Source organism: Actinoplanes sp. ATCC 53533, assembly GCF_003947245.1.
Genome location: NZ_QHHV01000663.1, coordinates 1 through 562, shown reverse-complemented (window position 1 = coordinate 562; position 562 = coordinate 1). Strand labels below are relative to the sequence as shown.

1 protein-coding gene is annotated in these 562 nt (G+C 69.4%); it reads right to left on the bottom strand.

Annotation, left to right across the window (positions count from 1 at the left end):
• Positions 1-474: hypothetical protein (locus DMB66_RS60525; protein ID WP_199753341.1), on the bottom strand; the 474-nt coding region annotated here is incomplete at its 3' end.
• Between the last annotated feature and the right edge of the window lie 88 nt (positions 475-562).

The window sequence follows — 562 nt, the reverse complement described above, 5'->3', positions numbered from 1 at the left end:
GGTTGGCAGGCCGGTCGCTTCGAGCGCATTCGCCGCGGCGATCACGACTCCGTCCGCCCGCTCGTAATTACCCTGGTGGCGCAACACGATGCCGAGGGCGCGGGCAGCCACAGTTTTCGACAGTGGCGACTCGGCCAGATCAGCGAAGATGACGGCGCGGTCGGCGGCCAGCCGACTTCCCTTGTGCGCGCCGGCCTTGTTAAGGGTCTCGCTGGCGAGGGTGTAGCAGGCGGTGAGCTGGACATACGCGGCCGGGCTGGGCGAGGCGGCGTTGGCGGTGGCAAGCAGGTCGGGCATCGCGTCGAGGAGCTGGACCAGTTGCCCAGCGTCGAACAGTTCGCGGGCTCGCCGGTATTGCTCTGCAGCACCGATGTGCTGGACGGCCGTCGTGGGGTCGGTCGGCACGGCGAGCGAGTGGTTGAGCTGGGCGAGTATGCCTGCCGGTACGGTGGCCAGCACAGTGCGTCGGCGCATCGAATCGTCCCCTTGGTCGCCGGTGGCTCCGGTCACCTTAACCGGGCTGGCAGGGCGGTGCTCGGCAGCGCGCCGAGCCCGTCTCAGG